21 protein-coding genes, 1 rRNA gene and 2 riboswitches are annotated in these 19,913 nt (G+C 67.1%); of the genes, 7 read left to right on the forward strand and 15 right to left on the reverse strand.

From position 1 onward, the window contains the following. Window positions 1–8 precede the first annotated feature (8 nt). Window positions 9–121, forward strand: a 5S ribosomal RNA gene (gene rrf, locus OOZ63_RS13550). Between the two features lie 69 nt (window positions 122–190). On the opposite strand, the gene OOZ63_RS13555 is transcribed toward rrf, so the two are convergent. The 3 genes from OOZ63_RS13555 to OOZ63_RS13565 form a co-directional block, all read right to left on the reverse strand. Continuing rightward, window positions 191–1,138 (reverse strand): MBL fold metallo-hydrolase, encoded by a 948-nt coding sequence (locus OOZ63_RS13555; RefSeq protein WP_266006058.1) that lies wholly within the window; start codon window positions 1,136–1,138, stop codon window positions 191–193. Next, entirely contained in the window at window positions 1,138–2,826 is a 1,689-nt protein-coding gene (locus OOZ63_RS13560; protein ID WP_266006325.1) for a long-chain-fatty-acid--CoA ligase, read from the reverse strand. The genes OOZ63_RS13555 and OOZ63_RS13560 overlap by 1 nt, the downstream gene beginning before the upstream one ends. 87 nt (window positions 2,827–2,913) lie before the next feature. Continuing rightward, complete coding sequence (locus OOZ63_RS13565) at window positions 2,914–3,657, reverse strand: FFLEELY motif protein (RefSeq protein ID WP_266006059.1); 744 nt, start codon at window positions 3,655–3,657, stop codon at window positions 2,914–2,916. Between the two features lie 81 nt (window positions 3,658–3,738). Here OOZ63_RS13565 and OOZ63_RS13570 point away from each other — a divergent pair, with 81 nt between their 5' ends. Next, window positions 3,739–4,662 carry an esterase/lipase family protein gene (locus OOZ63_RS13570; RefSeq protein WP_266006060.1) on the forward strand — a complete coding sequence of 308 codons (924 nt, stop codon included), beginning with the start codon at window positions 3,739–3,741 and terminating at the stop codon, window positions 4,660–4,662. Here the strand turns inward: OOZ63_RS13570 and hppD are convergent. After that, a complete protein-coding gene (hppD, locus tag OOZ63_RS13575) occupies window positions 4,646–5,773 on the reverse strand; it encodes a 4-hydroxyphenylpyruvate dioxygenase (protein ID WP_266006061.1) in 1,128 nt (375 codons plus the stop codon). The genes OOZ63_RS13570 and hppD overlap by 17 nt on opposite strands. A gap of 123 nt (window positions 5,774–5,896) precedes the next feature. Here hppD and OOZ63_RS13580 point away from each other — a divergent pair, with 123 nt between their 5' ends. Further along, on the forward strand, window positions 5,897–6,379 hold the full coding sequence (locus tag OOZ63_RS13580) for an Lrp/AsnC family transcriptional regulator (RefSeq protein WP_137944751.1): 483 nt from the start codon (window positions 5,897–5,899) through the stop codon (window positions 6,377–6,379). Here OOZ63_RS13580 and OOZ63_RS13585 read toward each other — a convergent pair. The 5 genes from OOZ63_RS13585 to OOZ63_RS13605 form a co-directional block, all read right to left on the reverse strand. Further along, complete coding sequence (locus tag OOZ63_RS13585) at window positions 6,376–6,981, reverse strand: methyltransferase domain-containing protein (protein ID WP_266006062.1); 606 nt, start codon at window positions 6,979–6,981, stop codon at window positions 6,376–6,378. The genes OOZ63_RS13580 and OOZ63_RS13585 overlap by 4 nt on opposite strands. 1 nt (window position 6,982) lies before the next feature. Continuing rightward, window positions 6,983–7,825, reverse strand: a complete 843-nt coding sequence (locus tag OOZ63_RS13590) for an HDOD domain-containing protein (protein ID WP_266006063.1) — start codon at window positions 7,823–7,825, stop codon at window positions 6,983–6,985. A 108-nt stretch (window positions 7,826–7,933) separates the two neighbouring features. After that, window positions 7,934–8,197, reverse strand: coding sequence for a hypothetical protein (locus OOZ63_RS13595; protein WP_266006064.1), 264 nt, complete (start codon window positions 8,195–8,197; stop codon window positions 7,934–7,936). A gap of 30 nt (window positions 8,198–8,227) precedes the next feature. Further along, window positions 8,228–8,413, reverse strand: a complete 186-nt coding sequence (locus OOZ63_RS13600) for a hypothetical protein (protein WP_137944755.1) — start codon at window positions 8,411–8,413, stop codon at window positions 8,228–8,230. A 342-nt stretch (window positions 8,414–8,755) separates the two neighbouring features. Then, window positions 8,756–9,298 carry a hypothetical protein gene (locus OOZ63_RS13605; RefSeq protein WP_266006065.1) on the reverse strand — a complete coding sequence of 181 codons (543 nt, stop codon included), beginning with the start codon at window positions 9,296–9,298 and terminating at the stop codon, window positions 8,756–8,758. 111 nt (window positions 9,299–9,409) lie between these two features. On the opposite strand from OOZ63_RS13605, the gene OOZ63_RS13610 reads away from it, so the two are divergent. Then, complete coding sequence (locus tag OOZ63_RS13610; protein WP_266006066.1) at window positions 9,410–10,006, forward strand: SRPBCC family protein; 597 nt, start codon at window positions 9,410–9,412, stop codon at window positions 10,004–10,006. On the opposite strand, the gene fusA is transcribed toward OOZ63_RS13610, so the two are convergent. Next, window positions 10,007–12,100, reverse strand: a complete 2,094-nt coding sequence (gene fusA / locus OOZ63_RS13615; protein ID WP_266006067.1) for an elongation factor G — start codon at window positions 12,098–12,100, stop codon at window positions 10,007–10,009. It lies immediately after the preceding gene. Window positions 12,101–12,177: 77 nt separating this feature from the next. Further along, entirely contained in the window at window positions 12,178–13,491 is a 1,314-nt protein-coding gene (locus OOZ63_RS13620; protein WP_266006068.1) for a D-amino acid dehydrogenase, read from the reverse strand. Window positions 13,492–13,573: 82 nt separating this feature from the next. Beyond that, window positions 13,574–13,683, reverse strand: a riboswitch (glycine riboswitch). Continuing rightward, window positions 13,684–13,773: riboswitch (glycine riboswitch) on the reverse strand. Window positions 13,774–13,872: 99 nt separating this feature from the next. On the opposite strand from OOZ63_RS13620, the gene OOZ63_RS13625 reads away from it, so the two are divergent. After that, the gene (locus OOZ63_RS13625) at window positions 13,873–15,045 is read left to right on the forward strand and encodes a PQQ-dependent sugar dehydrogenase (RefSeq protein WP_266006069.1); all 1,173 of its coding nucleotides are present in this window, start codon (window positions 13,873–13,875) and stop codon (window positions 15,043–15,045) included. A gap of 11 nt (window positions 15,046–15,056) precedes the next feature. Then, on the forward strand, window positions 15,057–15,854 hold the full coding sequence (locus tag OOZ63_RS13630; RefSeq protein ID WP_266006070.1) for an alpha/beta hydrolase: 798 nt from the start codon (window positions 15,057–15,059) through the stop codon (window positions 15,852–15,854). Here OOZ63_RS13630 and OOZ63_RS13635 read toward each other — a convergent pair. Beyond that, window positions 15,851–16,408 carry a GNAT family N-acetyltransferase gene (locus OOZ63_RS13635; RefSeq protein WP_266006071.1) on the reverse strand — a complete coding sequence of 186 codons (558 nt, stop codon included), beginning with the start codon at window positions 16,406–16,408 and terminating at the stop codon, window positions 15,851–15,853. The genes OOZ63_RS13630 and OOZ63_RS13635 overlap by 4 nt on opposite strands. Window positions 16,409–16,468: 60 nt before the next feature. On the opposite strand from OOZ63_RS13635, the gene OOZ63_RS13640 reads away from it, so the two are divergent. After that, a complete protein-coding gene (locus OOZ63_RS13640) occupies window positions 16,469–17,230 on the forward strand; it encodes a TetR/AcrR family transcriptional regulator (protein ID WP_266006072.1) in 762 nt (253 codons plus the stop codon). A gap of 10 nt (window positions 17,231–17,240) precedes the next feature. On the opposite strand, the gene OOZ63_RS13645 is transcribed toward OOZ63_RS13640, so the two are convergent. From OOZ63_RS13645 to OOZ63_RS13655, 3 genes are all read right to left on the reverse strand, one after another. After that, window positions 17,241–17,891: a GNAT family N-acetyltransferase gene (locus tag OOZ63_RS13645; RefSeq protein ID WP_266006073.1), complete on the reverse strand. Its 651-nt coding sequence runs from the start codon at window positions 17,889–17,891 to the stop codon at window positions 17,241–17,243. Window positions 17,892–18,009: 118 nt separating this feature from the next. Next, window positions 18,010–19,380 carry a GAF domain-containing protein gene (locus OOZ63_RS13650; protein WP_266006074.1) on the reverse strand — a complete coding sequence of 457 codons (1,371 nt, stop codon included), beginning with the start codon at window positions 19,378–19,380 and terminating at the stop codon, window positions 18,010–18,012. After that, window positions 19,377–19,859, reverse strand: a complete 483-nt coding sequence (locus tag OOZ63_RS13655; RefSeq protein WP_266006075.1) for a hypothetical protein — start codon at window positions 19,857–19,859, stop codon at window positions 19,377–19,379. The genes OOZ63_RS13650 and OOZ63_RS13655 overlap by 4 nt, the downstream gene beginning before the upstream one ends. Between the last annotated feature and the right edge of the window lie 54 nt (window positions 19,860–19,913).

Here is a 19,913-nt window from a genome sequence, read left to right on the forward strand (position 1 = left end):
CAGTCAAGCCTGATGACCATAGCGAGTTGGTCCCACTCCTTCCCATCCCGAACAGGACAGTGAAATGACTCAGCGCCGATGATAGTGCGGATTCCCGTGTGAAAGTAGGTCATCGTCAGGCTAATATCCCCAAAAACCCCCGTCTCCCACAGAGGCGGGGGTTTTTGCTTTGCGGCTGGTTTCAGTTAGCTCAGGACGGCTGCAGTTTCCCGTCATGTTGCCGTACAACGCCGCTCTTCAGTAGCTCATCGATCAACTCGATACTCCACCCCTGCAGGCTTTGTGATTTGAAATAGCCCTGCCATAGTTTGCGATGGATTGGCGTCACCATCAACCAGTCCAGCAAAAGCCCTGGAGCCTGGCTGCTTGCCTCCAGTAGGTGAAACATGATCAAGGCCTTCGCCGCATGGCGTGCATGGCGGTCGGGGCGTTGCCGGAAGAAGGCGAGGCGTGAACGTGCTTCACCCAGCGCGCTAGGGATGTCGTCGAATGGTGCGCCGTGACCCGGGACCACCAGTGCGGGATTCAAGGACTCGATCAGATGCAGCGTGGCTTCAACGTCGTCAAAGGCGTCCAAACCATCGATCTCTGGAAACACGATGCCGAAGCCCCTCTCCCATAGCGCATCGGCCGATATCAACAGTCGCGATTGCGGCTCGAACAGGATGATCGAGTGGCGGTCGTGACCGGGCGCGGCATGAGCTTCCCAGTCCCTCCCTGCCTGGCGAAGACGCTCGCCCGGCGCAAGGGGCTGGGTCGGTGTAAATCGGGGGCACTGTTGGCCCGTATCGCCGTAGCTGAGCTTGGCTTCATCCCAGTCTTTGGCCGCCTCAAAGTCACCGGGCGGAATCCAGATCGGGCATTGGTGTAGGGCCTGTAGATGCGCGTTGCCGCCACAGTGATCGGAATGGAGGTGGGTATTGACGATCAGGCGCAGGGCACTGCCGGGCGCATCGACCGCCAGGGCTGCGGCTAGCAAGGATGCCGTCTGTTGCGCATGCGTGCAATAGCCGCTGTCGATAAGGATGGCGCCGCGCTCGTCCCCGCCCAGCAGAACGGAGTTGGACGACAGCCAACCCCGCTCGATGACCTGCAGGCCTGGTGGCAGCGAGCGAGGGTTTCCGAGTTGTGGAGCCATCAGGCCGCGGTACGGAGCTCGCGCCGCAGGATCTTGCCGACATTGCTTTTCGGCAGCTCATCGCGGAACTCGATGTACTTGGGCCTCTTGTAGGCCGTCAGTTGCTGATGGCAGAAGGCGCTCAGATCCTCCTCGGCCAGCGCCGGGTCTTGCTTGACGACATACAGCTTGACCGTTTCTCCGGAGCGCGAATCTGGAATGCCGACTGCTGCGCATTCCAGCACGCCGGGATGCATATTGACGACCTGCTCAATCTCGGTCGGGTAGACATTGAAACCGGACACCAGAATCATGTCCTTCTTGCGGTCGACGATGCGGATATAGCCGTCGGCATCCATCACACCGATATCCCCACTCTTGAAGAAGCCGTCCGCGCACATCACGTTGGCGGTCTCGTCCGGGCGATTCCAATATCCGGCCATCACCTGCGGGCCTCGGATACAGATCTCGCCACGCTCGCCCAGTGGCATGTCCTGCCCGTTGTCATCGCGGATCGCGATCTCGGTCGACGGCACCGGCAAGCCGATCGAGCCATTGAATTCATGCACATCCATTCGGTTGATAGTTGCCACCGGCGCCGTTTCCGACAGGCCATAGCCCTCCACCACGGGACAGCCGGTGATCTGCAGCCATTTCTCGGCCGTGGCCTGCTGCACCGCCATGCCGCCGCCATTAGAGATCACCAGCTCGCTGAAATCCAGCCGGGCAAATGCCGGTTCATTGGCTAGCGCGTTGAACAAGGTGTTGACCGCCGGGAACATGTTCACCTTGTAGCTCTGCAGGGTGCGGATGAAGCCCGGGATGTCGCGCGGGTTGGGAATCAGCAGATTCGTCATCCCCAGGCGTGCACCGAGCATGTAGCAGGCCGTCAGTGCGAAGATGTGGTACAGCGGCAGCGCGCAGACCGTGGTCATTGGCTTGTTGCCGAGCTTGGCCATCATCGGTGCGAACCATGCCTCGGCTTGAAGGATATTGGCCACCACATTGCGGTGTAGCAGGGTCGCCCCTTTGGACAGGCCGGTCGTGCCGCCGGTGTACTGCAAAAAGGCGACGTCATCCGGCCCCACATCGACGCGCGACAGATTCATGCGCGAGCCTTCTTCCAGTGCGCGATTGAAGCGGGTCACGCTGCGTCCCTGCTCGGTGGGTAAGCGGAACTCGGGCACCATCTTCTTCACATGGCGTACTGCAAAGTTAATCAGCGGCCCGCGCCACCAGCTCAGCATATCGCCTAACCCGGTCAGCAGCACATGGCGCACCGGTGTGCGCTCGATGACTTCTTCCAAAGTCGTCGCGAAGTTCTCCAGGACGATGATGCCTTGTGCGCCCGAGTCCTTGAGCTGATGTTCGAGCTCGCGCGGCGTGTACAGCGGATTGATGTTCACCACCGCATAGCCCGCGCGCAGAATGGCTGCGATCGCCACCATGTACTGCAGCACATTGGGCATCATGATGGCGACGCGCGTGCCGCGCTGCAGGCCCTTGGACTGCAGCCAAGCCCCCAGCGCCTGAGACAACTCGTCGATTTCGCCAAAACGCAGGCGCTGATCCATGCAGACCGCCGCATCGCGACCGGCGTGTTTACGAAAAGCCTCTTCCAGCAGTTCCACCAGCGACTTGTACGCGTCCACACGGATGTCCGCCGGCACGCCCTCCGGGTAGCTCTTCAGCCAGGGCTTGGTCGCCAAATCTTGCACCGTTGTCTCCTTTGCGTCCCTGCGTGGGGACGGTCTTGTTTGCGGTGACTGATACTCGGCTGCGCAGGGGGGCGAGGGCTAGGGTAATTGCCCTAGTGACTCGTCACCTGGGGGACAAGCCGCCAGCCGCGCCAGCGCATCGGGCGCATGCAGCGCATCGGCGAGGGCTTGTTCGCGCCGGCGCACGATGTCCAAAAACTCTTGCGCGCCCTGCATTGCCTTGAAAGTGTCGAAGCCGATTTCGAGAAAGTGCTGCAACTCCGACAGGCCAGCCGCCGCCGCTGGCCCGCGCATCATGCGCAAGGCCTGGCGCAGCAGCGGCTTGCGTGTGAAGCCCTCCATGGCCCGTCCGATGGCCAGTGTCAGAGCGATCTGTTGCTCTCGCTCGGCCGGGCTGGCCACGGCCTGCCAGGCGCCGATATAGGCGGCCCGGTCTAGTGCCGGGCCGTCCAATTGCTGGGCCATCCGCGTGTCGAGCTGCTCGGACAAGCCGTGCAACTGCGCGAGTTTCTCCACCGTGCCGACGACCTCGGCCGGGAAAAGCCTGACAAGGGCCGGCACGACGCGCGCGAACTGCGCATCGCGGCGGCTGAAGTCGCCCGGGCCGTACAGCTCCTCCAAAAAGAAGCGGGCGGCGCCGGCATAGCGCGGGCTTTGCAGCAGATCCGCATAGCTGCGCTCGAAGCGTGCCTGTTGATAGCGCTTGAGCGCCTGAACCTTGGCCAGCAGCGGGGGCGAGGCTGCCCGCAAGGCCAGCTGTGCGCTGACGATCTGCAGATGGTTCAGGATCCGCTGGGCTTGGCTGGCGGTCTCGGTGGGCATGGCGGCTGGTGGCGTGATCTGGAGCAGTAAGCGGCAATTGTGCCGGGCTATGCATGCTTGCCCATCGGCGATGATGCCGAGATGAATGCTCGTATCCAACGTTTTCAAATGATGCTGCGCCTGCTGCTGGCCCTGGGCGCGCTGCTATGGCTGTGGCCACACGGGCCGGTGCTGGCGATCTCGACCGGCCTGCTTCTATTCTGGTTCTATGGCCTGGTGATGGCGTTGAATTTCGGCCTCTTGCTGCGCATCAACGCGAGTGCGACCACGGCGCCGGGCGCGCTGCAGCTGCTGCGCGCCTGGTGGACCGAGTTCTGGACCTGCGAGTGGGTGTTTGGTGTCCAGCAGCCCTTCGCGGAGCAGCGCCTGCCCGATCATCTGCCGCCGCCGAGCACATCGGTGCAGGCTCCGCGCGGCGTGCTGCTGTTGCATGGCTATACCTGCAACCGGGGGCTGTGGAATCATTGGTTGCCGCGGCTGCGTCAGCGCGGGCATGCCTATGTGGCGCTGAGCATGGAGCCCGCGTTCGGGTCGATCGACGCCTATGCGGACGCCATCGAGGCGGCGGTGCGCCGCCTGACGCAGGCGACCGGCCGGCCGCCGCTGATCGTCGCCCACAGCATGGGGGGACTGGCGGTGCGGGCCTGGTGGCGCAGCCATGGCGGCGATACCGCCCGCCTGCACCGTATCGTCACGCTGGGCAGTCCACATTCCGGCACATTGATGGCCAATTTCTCATCGGCCACCAACGCCCGTCAGATGCGGCGCGGTAGCGCCTGGCTGCAGGAACTGGCCGCGCAGGAATCGCCCGAATTCCGTCAGCGCTTCATCTGCTATTACAGCAACTGCGACCAGATCGTCTGCCCGGCCGGCACTGCAATGCTGCCCGACGCCGAGGCTCGCTACAAGCCTGGTGTCGGCCACCTCCGATTGGCTTTCGACAGCGTGGTGCTCGATGAGGTGCTGGGCGAGCTGAACGCCTCTGACTTCAGGCCTCGGCCTTGAGCACGCCGCGGCGGATCTGGTCCAGCTCGATGCTCTCGAACAAGGCCTTGAAGTTGCCCTCGCCGAAGCCCTCATTGCCCTTGCGCTGAATCAACTCGAAGAAGATCGGGCCGATCACCTCCTTGGTGAAGATCTGCAGCAGCAGCTCGTTGGGCGCGTCCAGATGGGCGGCGCCGTCGATCAGGATCTTCAGGCGACGCAGTTCCTCGACGTTCTCGCCATGGCCCGGCAGGCGCTTGTCGATCAGGTCGAAGTAGGTGCCAATGGTGTCCTGGAATTGCACGCCGGTGCCGCGCATGCCTTCGACGGTCTTGTAGATGTCGTCGCTGCCCATCGCGACGTGCTGGATGCCTTCGCCGTGGTAGAGGTCCAGATACTCGGCGATCTGGCTCTTGTCGTCGCTGCTCTCGTTGATCGGGATGCGGATCTTGCCGCAGGGGCTGGTCATGGCCTTGCTCTTCAGCCCGGTCAGCTTGCCCTCGATGTCGAAGTAGCGCACCTCGCGGAAATTGAAGAAGCGCTCGTAGAACTCGGCCCATTCCTTCATGCGGCCGCGGAACACATTGTGCGTCAGGTGGTCGATATAGGTCAGACCGTGGCCGACCGGGTTGGCATCGACCGGCAGGCCTTGCGCATCCAGCAGCGGCACGAAGTCGACGTCGTAGATGCTGATATTGCCGATCGCCCCGGTGGGCGCGCCGTTCTTACCCTGCCAGCGGTCGACGAAGTAGATCAGCGAGTCGCCGATGCCCTTGATCGCCGGGATGTTTAGCTCCATCGGGCCGGCCTTGTTGTCAAAGCCCCATGCGCCCAATTCCAGCGCACGCTTGTAGGCCTGGGCGGCGTCCTTGACGCGGAAGGCGATCGCGCAGATCGACGGGCCGTGCAGGCGCGCGAAGCGCTGGGCGAAGCTGTCGCTCTCGGCATTGATGATGAAGTTCACGCCACCCTGGCGGTACAGCGTGACGTTCTTGTGGCGGTGCTTGGCCACGGCGGTGAAGCCCATGGTCTCGAAGAGCTGGCCCAAAGCGGCCGGATCGGGGGCGGCGAACTCGATGAACTCGAAGCCGTCGGTGCCCATCGGGTTGTCCCAGGGGGTAAATGCTGCCATGGCGGGGTCTCCTGCGTATGCCTTGCGATGGATCAAGACTGTAGGCGCGAGCGGGCGCAGGAATCCTGCGAGTTTCGGCGCTGAACTCTTCCGGCGCGCAGAAATCCTGCAAAAATATCGGCTATGGAAAACGGATCCCAGCTCGATGCGATAGACCGGCGCATATTGCGGGCGCTGCAGCTCGATGGCCGCGTCACCTATGACGCGCTGGCCGCCCAGGTCAATCTGTCGGCCTCGGCCGTGCTGCGCCGGGTGCGGCGGCTGGAGGAGTCGGGGGCGATCTCTGCCTATGTGGCTCTGGTGCGGCCCGAGGCGGTGGGCCTGGCGCTGACCGCCTACATCAACGTCCGGCTGGAGAAACACACGGAGAGCCACAAGCGCAATCCGATGGATCTGTTCCGCGCGGCGGTGCAGACCTGGCCCGAGGTCGTTGAGTGTGCGGCCTTGACCGGCGAGATGGACTATCTGCTGCGCGTGCTCGTGCAGGACATGGCGCACTATGCGCGCTTCATCACCGAGACCCTGCTGAAGCATCCCAGCGTGCAGGACTGCAAGACCAGCTTTGTGCTGGACCGCGTCAAGAACACGACCGCGGTGCCGGTCTAAATCCTGGTGAGCACCACCGGCAGCTCGGACCAGCCCTGGCCGTGGGCGACCGCCGCATAGGGCGGTGTCGGCCAGCGCCAGCGCTCGGCCGGGAACAGCGCGCGCATCGCGTTGATATCGCCGTGATAGGGCGGACCCTCGACGAAACCCTGGGCCGCCGATTCGCGCCGTGCTTGCATGAACAGCGCAAGCAGCAGGCCGCCGGGCTTGAGCCAGCGCTGCAGCTGATCGGCATAGGCGCGCCATTGATCGGGATGCAGCGCGCACAAACAGGTCTGCTCATAGACTCGGTCCGCCGGTACGGCGGGCTGCCACTGCAGTACATCGGCCTGCTCGACTCGGCCCGGCAGCGTGCCCAGGCGCTCGCGCGCCAGTGACACGGCAGCGGGCGCATAGTCCAGCCCGGTGGCCGCGATACCGGCCTGGCCTAGCTGCAGCAGCTCATGGCCGCGTCCGCAGCCGGGCACCAGCACCGCGTGCTCAGGAGCCAGCAGGCCCTGATCCAGCCACAGCTGCAGCTGCGGATGCGGTGCCCCTCGGTCCCAGGGCGTCTGCCCGGATTCGAAGCGCTGCTGCCAGAAATCCTGCGTCGGGCCGGCCATCTCAATAGAGCTCGTGCAGCAGCTTTAGGGTCGGCTCCTGCCGCATATTCAGCAGCGCCGCGATTTCGCTGATGTCATCTGGAATGGCGGCGTCGTCCCAGCCATCGGCCGTGTGGCGTGCCAGCCGAACGGCCAGGCGCACGCACTGCACCTGCGGGTCAAGCAGGCGCTTGTCGTCGGTGATATGAGTCAGCAGCTCGGGCAGGTGCCAGGCCTTCATCAGCGACTGCTCCAGATCGGCCAGCTCGATGTTCAGTATCTCGCGCTGCACCGCCGCGCTGCGCAGATGGCGGTCGGCCTGCTGGCGTGCGCGGATTTGCAGCGCCAGCTCGGGCGCGTGACACCACAGCAGCATCTCGGCAAAGTCATGCAGCATCGCGGCACTGTGGATCACTGCCGCGTCCGGGTCCATGCGATGGGCGGCAAAGCCCAGTGCAAAGCGGGCCGCGCGTTCGGCCCGCTTCAGCACCCGCCGCAGGCCTTGCAGCGCCCCGGGCTGGCCGGCCAACCGGTCCTCCACAGTCGCTTGCGGGCCGAAGGCGGTGAAGAAGGGTGTGATGCCCATCAGCACCAGGGCCGCGGTGACGGTCTCGGCATCGGTCAGCAGCCGGCTGGAGCGATGCGAGGCCGCATAGGCCAGCACCTTCAAGGTCATCAGCGGGTCGGTCGCGACCATCTCACCGATGCTGTTGGCATCGAAGGCGTCCTCATTGGCCCGCATCAGCTCCAGCGACTCGGCAGTCGCTGCGAGCACGGGAATCTCCGCGTCGCGGAACACCGCTGTCCACCAGGACAGATCGGGCAGGGCCTTGCGCAGCGGAATGGGGCTGGTGGACGCGGGCATGGGTGCGGGTCGGGTTGCTGGTGCAGGGGGGGCGGTAATCGTATATCGGCATCCCTGCGTCCATCTTGACCCATACCGCCAGCGCCACCAGACCCAGCAGTGCTGGCATCACAGCCGTGTCACTCCGTGCAGCGTGCCGACCAGTCGGCCGTCCACATAGAGCGCCCCCTCGGGCGCGCCGGCCTCGGCGTAGAACTCCAGCTCCGGCGCGCGGCGCCTGCGGCCGTGAGCGCCGCTCAGGCGCTCGGCCAGGCGGGCCAAGCGGGCGCTGGCACTGCGCAGGCCGCCGGCCAGGCTATGCCGCCAGCCTTGCTGGCTGACCGCGGCCTCGGGCCAGCGACGCAGCGCATGAACTTGTTGCTGTCTCAGCATGATTCTTCTCCATCGGTGTCGCCGCCCGTCTCAGGGGCTGCGATCGCTGTCGCTGCGCCAGATTTGCTGGCGCAGTTCGAGATTGGCTTGTTGGCGCTGCGCCTTCGGCGCACTGCCGTGGCGCCCGGCCTGACGCATCAGGCTGGGCGCGACCAGAGGATTGCGCGGCTTGCGCAGATTCAGGATCTGCGGCCGGGGGGAGGTGAACTGAGTCATCAAAACACTCCTTGCGAACCGGGTTCGCGGCGAGATAAACAATGCGGCGGCGCCACTGCGGCGCGGGCAGCGTGAAACGTAGCGGGACCAGAAAAAACGGGACCAGATATGCAGAGCCGGCAGGGCGGGCTCTTGGAGCGGGAACGGCTGGCGCCGATCCGGGGCCAGGTTCGGACCCCAGGGATGGTGGGCGGCAGCGTCGCAAGCCGGGCAGGGCTTGCGGGTTGAAGTGTTGGCGTTACGGTGTCGCTGTGGTGAACCAGGCCACAACTTGCGCAAATGATAAACGATTGATTATCTTGCGCAAGTGCTTTTTATCGTGATTGATAAAGAAATTAGGGATCAGCGCTTCTTCGGCTTCAAGGGCGCGATGCCTTGCTGCAGCTTGCGCCAGGCATCGACATCGTCGGCCATCTGCGCCAGTGCCGCCGGCCGGGTGCTGCCGGCCGCGCTGCGCGTGGTGGCTGTGCCTGCGGCTGCCGGCTTGACCGCCGCTGCCTCGGCGGGCGGCGGCGTCAACACCTCGCCCAGCAGGTCCAGCAAACGGGTGCGGGCGCGCTGCGGGTGGCGGCGGTAATAGGTCAGCACCAGGCCGACGATGAAGCGCTCGTCATCGTCCTGCGGCACGCTGGGCGTGGCCTCCTGGACCGGGCTGGCCGCCGGCGTGGCCGGGTGGTCATGGTCCATCCAGCCCGGTGGCTTGTGGAACAGCTGCTCGAACTGGCGTGCCAGCCGCTCGCCGATCTGGCGAGAGCGGCCCTTGATCTGGCTCCAGTAGCTCGGTTGGATCTGCAAGCGCTCCGCGAAACGCCGCTCCAGCCCACGCAAGGTGGCAGCATCGGGGTGTTTGACGGTGGCGGCGACGAATTCTTCAAACAGGCGCATCGCATTGTCCAAACGGACTTGTGCGGTGTCCCGGGGTTCGGATGACATCTGCGTATGATAAAGCTCCCTTCATCCTGGGCCGCTGGCCCGGGGCTGGCCGAGGAGAGCGAGATGACTTTTTTCATGGCTTCTCTGCTGCGCGCTGGCGTCTTATGGGCGCTGTGCGTCGCGACTTTGCCGGCCGTGGCCGCTGAACGCAGTATTGATAAAGAAGTGATCATCAAGGCCAGCCTGGACCAAGCCTGGCAGAGCTGGACCACGCGCGAGGGCATCGTCGCCTTCTTCGCGCCCGATGCGAGGATCGAGCCGCGGGTCGGCGGCGCCTTCCAGATCTATATCGATCCCGGCGCCACGCCGGGCATGAAGGGCGCCGACGAGATGCGCTTTCTGGCGTTGCAGCCCAAGAAGATGCTCAGCTTCGACTGGAATGCGCCGCCGCATCTGCCCGAGGCGCGGGCCCAGCGCACCTTCGTGATCCTGCGTTTCGAGCCGGTCAGCGAGACCGAGACCCGGTTGCGCCTGCACCACACCGGCTGGGGTGAGGGCGGTGAATGGGACAAGGCCTATGCCTACTTCGACCGTGCCTGGGGCAATGTGCTGGCCAATCTGAAGAAGCGCTATGACAGCGGTCCGCAGGACTGGACCGCGTGGCTGGCCCAGCTGGCGCAGTGGCGCGCCCAGGCGGCGGCCTCGGCGCCGGCCAAGTAGTTAGTCGTCGTCCTTGACCTTGTAGGACGAGATCAGCGCTGTCTGGGTGTTGGGCGGCACCGCCTCGTAGTGCGACAGTGCCAGCGTGTAGCGGCCCTGGCCGCTGGTCATCGCATTGAGCCGGGTCTGGTAGCTGGCCAGCTCGGCCAGCGGTGCCAGGCCCTGCACCGTGATCACGCCGGGTACGGCCGAGCGCGTGCCGTTGACCTGGCCGCGCCGCGCCGCCAGATCGCCTGTGATATCGCCCATCGCCGCCTCGGGCGTGCTGATCTCGACATGGACGATGGGCTCCAGCACCAGGGGCCGGGCCTCGCGCACCGCCGCGATCAAGGCCTTGCGTCCGGCGGTGACGAAGGCGATCTCCTTGCTGTCGACCGAATGGTGTTTGCCGTCGAACACCGTGACCCGCAGATCGACCAGCGGATAGCCGGCGACGACGCCGCTGTCCAGCGCCGAGCGCACGCCTTTCTCGACCGCCGGCATGAACTGGCCCGGGATCGTGCCGCCCTTGACCGCGTCGACGAATTCGAAGCCGGCGCCGCGCGCCAGCGGCTCGACGCGCAGCCAGACCTCGCCGAACTGGCCGGCCCCGCCGCTCTGCTTCTTGTGCCGGTAGTGGCCCTCGGCTGGGCTTGAGACGGTCTCGCGGTAGGCGATGCGCGGCGGCTGGGTCAGCACCTCGAACTTGTAGGTCTCGCGCAGCCGCTCCAGCAGCATGCGCAGATGCAGCTCGCCCAGGCCGTAGACCAGGGTCTCGTTGGTTGCGCTGGCATGCTCGACCTTCAGGCAGGGGTCTTCGTCGATCAGGCGATTCAGGATCTCCCACAGCCGCTGCTCGTCGCCATGGCGGGCCGGGCTGATCGCCAGGCCGTGGACCGGCACCGGGAACTCCAGCGGCGCCAGGTGGATGTGCTCGTCCTCGGGCGCGTCATGCAGCACCGCGTCATAGTGCAGCTCCTCGACCTTGGCGATCGCGCAGATATCGCCCGGCAGGGCCTGCTCGATCTCGACATGCTCCTTTCCCTGTAGCAGGAATAGATGGCCGACACGAAAGGGCTTGCGCGCATGGCCGACAAAGAGCTGGCTGTTCTTCGTCAAGCTGCCCTGGTGCACGCGCAACACGCCCATCTTGCCCAGATAGGGGTCGGCATTGATCTTGAACACATGGGCCAGCACATGGGCGCCCGGCTCGGGCAGGGCCTGCAGCGGCAGCGCATCCGGCCCCTCTCCGCGCAGGAACAGCGGTGGATTGCCCTCGATCGGATTGGGCAGCAGGCGCTCGATCACATCGAGCAGCTCGGCCACGCCCGCGCCGGTTCGCGCCGAGGTGAAGCAGACCGGGATCAGATGGCCTTCGCGCAGCGCCTGCTCCAGCGGTGCATGCAACTCGCTGGCGTCGACATCGCCCTCGTTCAGATAGCGATCGACGAAAGCGGCGTCGACCTCGACAACCTGCTCCACCAAGGCACGGTGGGCCTCGGCCACCGATGAGAAATCGCTGGCCCCGCTGCTGCTGTAGAAGCAATCCTGCACCCGCGCGCCGCCGCCGGCCGGCAGATTCAGCGGCAGGCATTCGCGGCCAAAGCTCGCACGCAGCTGCTCCAGCAGCGCCGGCAGCTGCACACCGGGCGCATCGATGCGGTTGATCACGATCAGGCGACACAGCCCGCGCTGCGCGGCGGTCTCCATCATGCGCGAGGCCATCAGTTCAATGCCGTTGAGCGCATTGATCACGACGATGGCCGTGTCGGCCGCCTCCAGCGCCGGCAGCGACTGACCGATGAAGTCCGGCGCACCGGGCGTGTCGATCGCATGGATGCGCAGGCCGCCATGATTCATGTGCACGACCGAGGCATGCAGCGAATGCTGGGCGCGCTTTTCCAGCGGGTCGAAGTCGCTGACCGTGTTGCCGCGCTCCACCGAGCCGGCCGCGGTGATCGCGCCGGCCTGATGCAGCAAGGCCTCGAGCAGGCTGGTCTTGCCGGCGCCGGCCGGCCCGACCAGGGCCAGCGCGCGGATCTGGGCGATCTGCGCGAAGAGGCCCGGACTGCCCGGGGCGGCAGTCTCTGGGGCCTTGCTGTGGCTGGCGGGCATGGGCGCACTCCTTCGGTCATTGCATACGGATGACGGCTGAAGCGGTGCCGGGTCTTGAGCCCCGGCTTGGGCAGAGCCTAGGGCAAGCGCGGCTGCGGCACAAGAGGCCTGTTCCCTGGGCGCGCCGCCTCGCGGCTGGCCGCTGTGAAGGCGTAATCCAGCTCCGGCACGCGGCCGCCGACGATGTCGGCAATCGCCGCGCCCGAGCCGCAGCTGTGGGTCCACCCCAGGGTGCCATGGCCGGTGTTGAGAAAGAGGTTGCCGATCTTGCTGCGGCCGATATAGGGCAGATTGGACGGGGTGGCGGGGCGCAGACCGGTCCAGTACTGCGCGCCCGAGCCGTCGCTCATCTGCGGGAACAGCTCGCGGGTGCGCCGCACGATGGCCTCGCAGCGGGCCAGGTTCAAGCTCGTGTCATAGCCGTTGAGCTCGGCCGTGCCGGCGATGCGCAGCCGGTCGCCCAGGCGTGAGAACACCAGCTTGTACTCATCATCAGTCAGCGAGACCTGGTAGCTGTGCTCGGGGGCGGTGACCGGCAAGGTGACCGAGTAGCCCTTGGCCGGATAGATGTTCAGATCGACACCCAGTTCGCGCGCCAGGCCGCGGCTGAATGAGCCCAGGCACAGCACATGGGCGTCGGCCTGCAGGCGTTGCACCTCGCCGCGCGCATCGGCCACGACGAGCTGATCGATGCGGTCGCCGCTGCGCTCGAAGCCCAGGATGCGGGTCTCGTAGCGGAACTGCACGCCGGCCGCCGCGCACAGCCGCGCCAACTGCTGCGTGAACAGGTGCGCGTCGCCCGACTCGTCGCTGGGCGTCATGCTGCCGCCGACGATTTTTGAGCGGCACTGCGCCAGCGCCGGCTCGATGGCCACGCATTCATCCGGGCTCTTCATGTCCAGCTCGCAGCCCTGCTCTCGCATGAGGCGGGCCGGCTCCTGGGCCGCGTTGTACTCGGCCTCGCTGGTGTAGAAATGCAGAATGCCCTGGGTCCGCTGCGCGTACTCGATGCCGGTGGCCGCGCGCAGCGCCTGCAGCTTGGCGCGGCTGTACAGGCCCAGGCTGACGATGTTGCGGATATTGTGGGCGGTACGGCCCGGTGTGCATTCACGCAGGAACTGCAGGCCCCAGCGCCATTGCGCGGCATCGGCACGCAGGCGGAACAGCAGCGGCGCATCCTCGCGCATCAGCCATTTCAGCACCTTCAGCGGCGCGCCAGGATTGGCCCAGGGCTCGGCATGCGAGACCGAGATCTGGCCGCCGTTGGCGAAGCTGGTCTCCAGGCCGGCGGCCGGCTGGCGCTCGATGACGGTGACCTCGTGGCCGGCCTGGCGCAGATACCAGGCGGTGGTGATGCCAGTGACGCCGGCGCCGAGAACGATGACATGCATGCTGAACTCCAGGAGGAGCTGAGCGCCAGACGGACGTGGGTTATGGAGGGAAGAAACCCGGGCATGCGTGCGCCTGACGCGCGCCGCTCCCGCTGTCCCTGATACCTGAGAGATTCAGCGCCCATCACCCGATGCGCGCCTTGCTCCTTCGGTGGCGGTCCCTTGCGGACCGCGCTCTCCAGCATTCGGCTTGTGACGGATCCAGTACGGGGCCTGAGCGAGTATGGGAGCTTGCGCCTTCGGCGGCATGCGTTGCGGCATGCTCTCTCCTGAATCCGGGGACGAGTGTAGGCGGGGCCTGGTCGGGGCGTCAACCCTGCGCGGGCGGGGCGTCTGTCGCCTGCAGTAAGCTGGCGGGCCATCCCCGTGCGGGAGTTCACGATGCCTCTGGAATCCATGTCCAAACTGAGTCTTGCTGTTGCCAGTGTGTTTCTTGCCGTGGCCTGTGGCGGTGGCGGCGGCGGCGAGGTGGTCGCCGCGCCGACCCCGACACCGCCATCAACAGCGGCGCCGCAACTGACGACCCTGCACAGCGGCCTGTCCAACCCCTGGGGCCTGGCTCTGCTGCCCGATGGCCGCATGCTGGTGACGCAAAAGGCCGGCAGCCTGCTGCTGCTCAGCGCCGATGGCCGCAGCACGCTGGCCACGATCAGCGGCGTGCCGGCGGTGGTCTCGGCCGGCCAGGGCGGTCTGCTCGATGTCGCACTCGACCCGGACTTCGCTAGCACGCCCTGGGTCTATCTGTCCTATTCCGAGCCGGGCAGCGGTGCCGAAGCGGGCCGCAGCGGCACCGCCGTGGCGCGCGGCCGCCTGGTCGGCAATGCGCTGCAGGATGTCGCGGTGATCTTCCGCCAGGCACCCAAGGTCAGCGGGGGCGGGCATTTCGGCTCTCGCCTGGTGTTCTCGAACGACAAGACCCTGTTCATCACGCTGGGCGAACGCCAGCTCGGCAGTCCCGCGCAAGACCTGGCACAGACCCTGGGCAAGGTGGTGCGGATCAACCGCGACGGCAGCATCCCGGCCGGCAATCCGGCGCTGGGCGCCGGTGCGCGGCCCGGCATCTGGAGCTATGGCCACCGCAACCCGCAGGGCGCGGCCCTGCATCCGACCAGCGGCGAGCTCTGGCTCAGCGAGCATGGACCGCAGGGCGGCGACGAGATCAATATCGCCCGTGCCGGTGCCAACTACGGCTGGCCGGTCAAGAGCTATGGCTGCAACTATGGCTCGCCGATCAGCGAGGGCTGCAGGCTCGGCGGCGGTGTCCATGCGCCGGCCTTTATCGAACCGCTGACTTACTGGGTGCCGACCTCGGTGGCGCCGGCCGGCCTGGTCTTCTATACCGGCGCAATGTTCCCTGAGTGGCGCGGCCAGCTGTTCTCCGGCGCGCTGGCCGGCCAGGCCCTGTGGCGGCTGCAGCTCAGCGGCAACACGGTGGCCTCGCGCGAGGCGATGTTCGCGAGCCTCGGCGAGCGCTTCCGCGATGTGCGCCAGGCGCCGGACGGCGCGCTGCTGCTGCTGACCGACAGCGGCAAGCTGATACGGCTGGCGCGCTGAGGGCTTGATCGATGATGCGCCGGCTGCTGCTCGTCGTCGCGCTGGCGCTGCTGGTCTATGGCGCGCTGCTGGCCTGGTTGTACTGGCGCCAGGAGCGCCTGCTCTTCATGCCCCAGCCGCTGCCGGCCGCGCACCGCTTCGCACTGGGCGACGATGTCCATGAGCTGCAAATCGAGGTGCCCGGCGCCCGGCTCTCGGCCTTGCATCTGCGCCTGCCGGCGCCCCGGGGCCTGGTGTTCTTTCTGCACGGCAATGCCGGCAATCTGGACACGTGGTTCGTCAATGCCGACTTCTACCGCCGCGCCGGCTACGACCTCTTCATGCTGGACTACCGCGGCTATGGCAAGAGCAGCGGCCGGATCGACAGCGAGGCCCAACTGCGCGCCGATGTGCGGGCCGCCTGGGAGCAGGTCGCGCCGCGCTACCAGGGGCTGCGGCGCGTGATCTACGGCCGCTCGCTGGGCACGGCACTGGCGTCCGGTCTGGCGGCCGAGGTCCGCCCTGAGCTGACCGTGCTGGTCTCGCCGTATGCCAGCATGGCGGCGCTGATGCGCCTGCACTACCCCTGGGTGCCGGGGCGGCTGCTACGCTATCCGCTCGATACCGCCGCCGATGTCGCGCGCACCAAGGGCCCCGTGCTGCTGCTGCATGGCGAGCAGGATGCGCTGATCCCGCCGCAGCAGGCCGAGCAGTTGCTGGCCCACGCGCCGCAGGCCCGGCTGCTGCGCATCGCGGGCGCCGGCCACAATGATCTGCAGAATTTCGAGGCCTATCTGCAGGCCATGCGCGAGGCGCTGCGCGGACCCTAGAGGCGCTTCGCGTCGAGGCTGGCCGGCTCGTCCTCGTCCAGCAGCTTGTAGTAGAGCGCGGTGGCGGCCAGCTGGCCATCGGGGCTGGCGGCATAGCGCGGGATCTCGCCGGCCTTGAGCCAGCCCAGATGGCGGTAGACAGTCTCGGCAAGGGAGCCGGCCTCGGTGTCCAGCACCAGCAGGCTGCAACCTTCCAGCCGTGCGGCCCGCTCCAGCGCCTGCATCAGTACCGAGGCCAGGCCACGACCGCGCGCGCTGCTGTGCACCATGAGCTTCTGCACCTCGGCGCGGTGGCGGCCATTGGGCTTCTCGCACAGCGAGAGCTGGGCCGTGCCCAGCAATTGCCCGCCCTGGGACAAGATCCACAGCCTGTGGGTCGGGCCCAGCCTGGCCAGCACTGCCTGCCAGTAGGCGTCGGCCTCTGCCTCGTCCAGCGCGGCCAGAAAGCCCAGCGAGGCCTGATGCGCCACCGCATCGAGCAGCAGGGCCGCCAGTTGGGGCAGGGCGCGTGTGTCGCCGCGCGCGACGGTTTCAAGATGCAGTCCTTCGCTCATTGCTTGCAGTGTCCTGGTGTAGTCTTGCGGATTGAATATCCAATGACAAAATACTAACCAATGGTTAGCAAGATTGCAAATCCACATTTGAACCCGCCACCGCGCGCCAGCGGCGCCAAGGGGATGCACCGCGCCTCGGGGGTGGTCTCGCCGGCGCCCGACGCGCTGCAAAAGCCCCTGGCCAAGCCGCAGCCGCGCCAACGCGTCAAGACGCCCAAGCCCGAGGGGCCGCTCAAGAAAGCGACGGCCTCGGCCTTGCGCCGGGCCGCGCACAAAGAGGCGCTCGAGCAGGGCATCGTCGACGCGGCGCGGGCGCTGTTTGTCGCGCAGGGGCAGGAGGCGGTGACCTTGCGCGAGGTCGCGGCCGCAGTCGGCTATTCTCATGCCACGCTCTACAGCTTCTTCGCCGACAAGGCGGCGCTGCTGGCACGGCTGGGTGTCGAGGGCCGCGAGGGCCTGCGGGCGACGCTGGAAGGCCAGCTCTGCGGCCCCGGCGATGCGCGTGCCGCGCTGCGCCGCGTGGCCGCCGCCTACCTGCGCTGGGCCGTGGCCCATCCGCACCATTACCGGCTGCTGACCCTGGACCCGCTGCCGGCCGCGCCGGATGCCGCTAGCGAGCCCGACGCCTATGCTTTGCTGCGCGAGCTGCTGACGCGGCTGCCGGGCGGCGACGCCGATTTGCGCGCCCAGACGGTCTGGGCCGCGCTGCACGGTGCGGCCCTGCTGGAGATCGCGCTGGTGCCGGGCTCGGGCAAGACCTGGCCCTGGCGCGAGCTGCAGGCCCGCATCACGGCCGTCGCCGAACTGGTGGCGGCCGCCTGAGCGGGGCGTTTCAGCCCGGCATCTGCAGGCGCTTGTAGTAGCGCGCGGTGCTGTGCAGCCTGCCCTCGGCGCAGCTGTCGTAGTCGGGAATCTCGCCGGCGCGCTGCCAGCCGAGGTGGACATAGACGGCCTCGGCCTGGCTGCCGGCCGGGGTGTCTAGCACCAAAAGCGTGCGGCCTTGCTGCAAGGCGGCACATTCGACGCTGGTCATCAGCTGGCTGGCGATGCCGCGACCGCGCGACTGGCTGTGAACCATCAGGCCCTGCACCTCGCCGCGGTGGTGGGCATTGGCCTGCGGGCACAGCGATAGCTGGGCCGCGCCCTGCAGCTGGGCGGGCCGGTCGGCTTGGCCCTCGCAGGCGATCCACAGGCTGTGGTGCTGGCCCAGCTTGGCGAACACGCCGTGCCAGTAGTCCAGCGCCGCATAGCGCGACATCGGCGCCAGAAAGCCCAGTGAGGCGCCGTGATGCACGCTGTCGGTCAGCAGATCGCACAGCGCCGGCAGCCATTGCAGATCGCGCGAGCTCAGGCGCCGCACCGCCGGCAGGCTGGGTTCGTAGCGGGTCTGGCGCTGCGTGCTGAGCTCATACAGCTCGGCCTGGAAACCCAGGTCGCGGGCAGCGGGTGAGACGAGGGCGGACTTGGCTTGGCGGAGGAACATGGCGGGTGGTGGACTGCTGATCGGGCCGGGAACCCACCGCTTCTTCTGGAGGCGGCGGGGCCTGGTATTCCCTTATGCAAGCGGCGTGCCAGCCGGCTGCGACCGGGCTTGAGTCGCCCTAATCGGCGGCCACGATTTCCAGCGGTCCGCTGGCGCTCAGCCGGTACTGGCCGCGTCCGCTGCGCTCGATGCGCAGGCCGAAGTCGCGCTCGGCCAGCCGGCGCTCCAGCAGCAGCAGTCGCACGCCGAGGTTGTCCTGCACCTCGGGCAGACGCAGATCGTCGCCGGCCAGGCGCAGTTCGCGGGTGCTGAAACCGGCGCGGCCGCTGGCGATCTGGTCGCGCACCAGCTTGGCGATGATGGCGCCCGCCACGCCCTTGATCAGGTACTGATCGTTGACAAAGACGCTGTGGTCGCGCGGGTAGTGGCGGATGCGCAGCGCCGCACCACTGGTCGGCGTGCGCTCGGTGGGCGGCGCCGGCGCGTCGATCAGCTCGGCCTTGTGCAGCGCGGCCAGGCCCTGCGCCAGCTGCGCGCCGATGGCGGTCAGCGCGTCCTCGTCGTCGTAGCTGAAGAACTGGTCGTTCTCGCTCTCCACCAGCAAGGCGCCGACGCTGCGGCCGCGCGCGCGCAAGGGCACGGCGAGCTGGCTGCGCGGTGCCGCCAGCCCCGGTAGCGGGATGGTGTCGGCCATTGCGGCCTGCAAGCCGAGCTGCTCGGCTTTGGCGCGCCAGCTCATGCCATAGCTGTACATCTGGCTCATGTGGCCGATGCGGATGGGCACGTTCTCGCGCAGCGCGACCCCCGCCAGGCCGGCCTCGGCCAGCGGCAGCTCGGCGCCGCTGCCGGCCTGCTCGTAGCCGATGCTGGCCAGCGTGAACAGGCCCTGGCCGTGCTCGTCGAGCAGCCAGACGATGGCGTGGCTGATGCAGAGGTCCTGCTGCAGACCCTGGGTGAAGGCGTTCAGCAGGCTGCGCAGATCGGCAGCTTCCGCGAGCTGCTCGCTCAGGCGGCGCACGCCGGCCGCGAGATCGCAGCGCGGCGCCATCCCGGGCAGCGGGCGCACCGGATCAAGCTTGCGCAGCGACTCGACGCGGTAGAGGTCGGCGCCGCGCAGATGGAAAACCCTCTCCATGCCGGTCTGCGCGGCGATGCCGGCAAGCTTGGCGCGCAGGCGCTCGTACACCGGGCCCACGGTGTCGGTGCGCAGATAGCGCAGCTGTAGCAGCACCGAGACGCCGGACATCGGATCCTCGACGCTCAGCGCGACACGGCCGGTGGCCAGGATGTTGGCGCGGGCACGGTTGAGGAACTGGTAGGTCAGCGCGACATGCTCTTCGTCGATGTACTCGGCATGCGACAGATAGTTGACATGCGGCATGCCGTCGGTGCCCACCGAGCACATCGCCGGCGGGATCACGCCTTCGAGCAGGCGGCGCACATCGCGCAGCTTGAGGGCTCGGCGCTCGGTCTGTGGGGTTGTGCTCATGGCAGCAGGTCGATGGCCTGGCCCGCACCGGGGCCGGGGGTCTGGTCCCAGGCGCCCATCGGCGTGAAGCGCACGCAGCTGAGCTTGTCCAGCGACAGATCACCGAGCGTGGCATAGATCAGGCGGCGGTCGGCGCCGAAGGCCTCGATCTGCTGCAGCCAGGTTTCGAAGTAGGCGGCGAACACCGGGCCGTGCTCATCGCGCGGCGGCAGCACCTCGGCATCGGCGCCTTTGACATGCAGCACGCGGTAATTGCTCGGCAGGCCGGCGGATACAGCGACGCGGCGGCTGGCGCTGATGGCGGCCAGCAGTTCCGCAGCTTGCTGGCTGAGCGCCAGCAGCTCGATGCGGCCATCGGCCAGGACCCGGGCGGCATGGGCAAACGCCAGCTCGGGCTGACCTTGCGGCGTGACGCTGCCGACGCGCAGCGTCGGCCCCAGACTGAAGTGGTCGATCCAGTGGGCGGGAAGGCGGTGCATGGCGACTTGGCGTTGAGGCAGCGAATCTTAGATCAAGGGCCGGCGGCGGCTTAG

Origin of the sequence: Paucibacter sp. PLA-PC-4 (assembly GCF_026241155.1) — a bacterium.
In the GTDB taxonomy this organism is placed as follows: domain Bacteria; phylum Pseudomonadota; class Gammaproteobacteria; order Burkholderiales; family Burkholderiaceae_C; genus Roseateles_E.